General features: G+C 36.2%; 1 protein-coding gene. It reads left to right on the top strand.

The genetic code is table 11. The annotated features are described in order from the left end of the window. Nucleotides 1–142: 142 nt before the first annotated feature. Nucleotides 143–1,420, top strand: coding sequence for an ISL3 family transposase (locus tag BCR24_RS10415; RefSeq protein WP_069640462.1), 1,278 nt, complete (start codon nt 143–145; stop codon nt 1,418–1,420). Nucleotides 1,421–1,507 lie beyond the last annotated feature (87 nt).

Here is a 1,507-nt window from a genome sequence, read left to right as displayed (position 1 = left end):
GGCTCTATAATATATTGTGTTGGTGGAAATCAAAAAAGATTTTCTACCAGCACTTTTTTAAGCATTTAAACACAAAAAAGGAACAACTAACTGATAAAATGAAATCGACAAAAACCACAAATCATCAGAAAGGTTGTTCCCTATGGATAAGAATACCAGATTATTGCTCGGACTTACAGACAAAAACCTCCGGTTTGAAGAAAATTGGTTGGAACAAAGACCAGTAAAAGGAGTACAAGCTCAAGTGATTAAAGCCAAGCTGACCTATTCCCCAACTCATTGTGAGAAATGTGGGCGCCTCAATCATGGACAAATCATCAAAAATGGCAGTCATACAACAACAGCTCAATTGCCTGTTTTTAATGAACGCTTCACTCTATTAGAACTAAAACGGACACGTTTTCTTTGTCATGAATGTGGGGCTACTTTTCACGCTCATACAGAGCTGATTGAAGAACATCATCACTTATCTAAACAGCTTCAATATCAAATTATGCTTGACTTGAAAAAGAATGTTTCAAGAAAAATGATTGCTCAAAAACACTTTGTTTCAGACATAACAGTCCTTAGAATGATGGAGAGACTATCAAAAAATTATCGAACAAACTGGAACTTCCTTCCTAAAATTCTATGTATCGATGAATTTAAATCCATGAAATCTTGCCAAGGAAGTATGAGCTTTATTTGTGTGGATGGGGAACGGAATCAGTTGTTAGAAGTGCTGGAAGATAGACGATTACATAAATTGACCGCTCATTTTATGCGCTTTACACGTGAAGCTCGGCTACATGTAACGTATCTCGTAACAGATATGAACGCTAGTTACCATCAACTTCTTCGAACGGTCTTTCCGAATGCTCAATTAGTGACGGATCGCTTTCATATCATCCAACAAATGAATCGTACGTTGAACCAACTGCGAATTCAAACGATGAACCGCTTGAAAAGTTCTGAACCGAAACAATACCGTCGCTTAAAACGCTATTGGAAGCTACTATTGAAAGATTCCGATAAATTAGATATAAACTATCGAGCTTATCAGCCCTTATTTAAAAGACCACTTAGTCAACAAGATATTGTCGATGAACTGTTGCACTATGATGATGTCCTACGGATAGGGTATGATACGGTTCAATACTTAAAATACGCTTTTTCCCATCGAGAAGATACACTCTTTTTTGAGTATCTTCAACAGCTAGATAATCAGCTGCCACACTGGTTCAAAAAGAAATTACTCTTCTTTAACCAATATAAAGAAGGCATTAAAAATGCTTTTCGCTTCTCGTATTCTAATGGTGTCACTGAAGGGCTAAACAATAAACTTAAGGTCATCAAACGGATAGCCTATGGCTATCGAAATTTTTATCATTTTCGTTCACGTATTTATATTATTCAAGGACTTATTTTTTCACAACAATAAAAAAAGCCTGATAAGAATGTGCTACCCTTACCAGACCTAGATTTCTATTCAGTTATTTGGCTTACCAACACAATTTGACGTAGAACC

Source organism: Enterococcus ureilyticus (genome assembly GCF_001730315.1).
Lineage (GTDB): Bacteria > Bacillota > Bacilli > Lactobacillales > Enterococcaceae > Enterococcus_L > Enterococcus_L ureilyticus.
The sequence above is the reverse complement of the archived record's forward strand: the minus strand, read 5'-3'. Positions and strand labels throughout refer to the sequence as shown.